Source organism: Vibrio sp. 10N.222.48.A3 (genome assembly GCF_041475345.1).
GTDB classification, from domain to species: domain Bacteria; phylum Pseudomonadota; class Gammaproteobacteria; order Enterobacterales; family Vibrionaceae; genus Vibrio; species Vibrio tasmaniensis_A.
This window is the reverse complement of record NZ_JBFRVX010000538.1, coordinates 1-2262: the sequence shown is the minus strand read 5'-3', so window position 1 is coordinate 2262 and position 2262 is coordinate 1. Positions and strand designations below refer to the sequence as shown.

Annotated in this window: 1 pseudogene; it reads right to left on the bottom strand. The window is 43.3% G+C overall.

What is annotated here, in order from left to right:
- Positions 1 to 2262, bottom strand: a pseudogene (locus tag AB4653_RS15540) (ATPase); the annotation flags it as partial.

The following is a 2262-nucleotide window of genomic DNA, read 5'->3' as shown; positions in this document are numbered from 1 at the left end:
GGCTCTGGCTCTGGCTCTGGCAAGGATTCAACGACATCTTCAAACTGATCGCTACCTTGGATTTTCGGTTCAAAGTCAAAATCAGAGGCAACATTCGCAGGCGACTCTACATCGTCTATAGCTTCGGCTAACCAGTCTTCAACCGTCTCTTCATCATCTTCAGAGAGATCATTTAAAGACGATGGCGATACTTGCTCTTCATAACTAGCAGCGATGTCTTCACGCTGTTCTTGGGCGTCGGCTTCTTTCGGCTCTGGTTCTGCTTCTTGTTGTACAGTTTCTTCTTGAACTCGCTCTTCAAAAACTGGTTTGTCAAAATCAGAATTCTCAGAGAGCAGTGAGTCGATATCCAGTTCATCATCTTCAACCGATGATGCGGTTTCTTCAGCGGATACTATTTTTTCCGCTGACACTTCGTTGCTGTCTGAAAGAGACGCTTGCTCTGGTTCAACCGCATTTTCAATTAATGACTCAACAGGCTCTTCTGTCGCTGGCAATAAATCATTGTCATCAGAAGTCATTAACTCATCAATCAATGCTTCGTCTGTTGTTTCTAGCGAGTCATCAAGTAAAGCATCTGTTGCCGGTGCGACACCGAACAAATCATCGATAAAGTCATCACGATTAAAGGCTTCATTATTTTCTGGCTTAACGTCTGCACTGTCTTGAATCACTTCCGAATCTAACGATTCATCACTAATGACTTCAGCTTGTGGTGTTGCACTAATGTCCGATGCTTGCTCAGACTCAGCTTCAGGTGTTTCTGAGGTTAACGGAGTAAGTTCGACGTCTGAATCCTTTTCGGACTCATCGCTGGCGTTGTCAAAACCAAAGGCTTCGTCTAACTCTTTATCAAACGCCTTCTCTTCAGGTTCAAGTTCGTCTTCAATGCCACTTGTCAGTAGATCATCAAATGGGTCTAAAGAGTCTGAATCTTGTTCATCGGTTTCACCGACTGATAGATCATTACCTAGCAGTTCATCTAACGTCTCGTCACCTTCGACGGCAACTTGAGCATCATTGGCGTCTTCGTCTAGAAAATCATCTAGTAAGTCTGTGCTCTCGGCATCGAGTTCAAAGTCATCATCAGAATCATCAATCAACTCATCCAAGGTTTCAGTACTGTCTTCCGAAATATCTAGCTCATCATCGGTCGACAAGCCTGAGAGTTCTTCGAGTTCAGATAATGAGTCAAAACCTAGAGGATCACTCTCAGAATCATCATCCGATTCATCTTCCAACATATCATCTAGGAGATCTGTTGAATTACTGAGATCAACATCATCCCCTGTCAATTGCTCATCGAGCAGGTCGACACTGCCTTGAGTTTCTTCACTTTCGGTTGGCAGATCAAACTGAGAAAGGATGTTATCGATATCATCATCAGACGCCAAAGCGCTGTTTAGATTCTCAGCAACCTCGTCATCATTATCGAGATTCACAGGCTCATTGACTTGATCGTTCTGAGCCGCAACCTGAGCGAAGATGTCATCAATATCAAATTCATCGTTGCTCACGCCCGCAGGTGCAGTATCGCTCTGTTGTTCAGAGATAAGCGCATCAATGTCAAAATCATCGGTTGCTGATGTGTCGGTATTAGAAATCGAATCACTTTGCTCTTCTGAGATTAAAGCATCAATATCGAAGCTATCATCATCTTCATCATCAAGCGCAAATAGATCATCTAATAGAGATTGGTCTAGTTCGTTAGAGCCTAGATCTTCAGTCTCAGAATCCTGTGATAGTAGCGATTCAATATCTTCATTCGACATTGAGTTATCATCTGAAAGATCAAAATCGGCCTCATCAGAACCGAGTTCGCTTTCTGATGTTTTATCGAGTGCACGCTCCATCTCTTCAAGACCAAGCGCCTTGTCATCGCCATTGACACTAATGCCGTTGCTGCTGTCTAACTCCAGATCATCGAAGTTAGTGTCTAAGTCACCATTTTCGCCAATACTCGCAAATGGGTCATCATCGTCATCATCGAGATTAAAATCGAGATCAGAATCATCTAAACCTGCAAATACATCTTCTTCAGGCGATGCTTGGTCATCAAATAACTTATCAGCATCATCTTCATTGCCAAATTGTTCATCGTCTAAAGACAATTCATTATCAAAGTCGTCCATCTCGTCGCCTAAAGCGATAGGCGCGACGCTACTTGCATCTGATTGAATTGGTTGGTCTTGTGTCGGCTGCTGCTCATCATTTTTAGAACTGCGCCCCAACAAAATCACTATGATAAGACCAAGTAGAAGC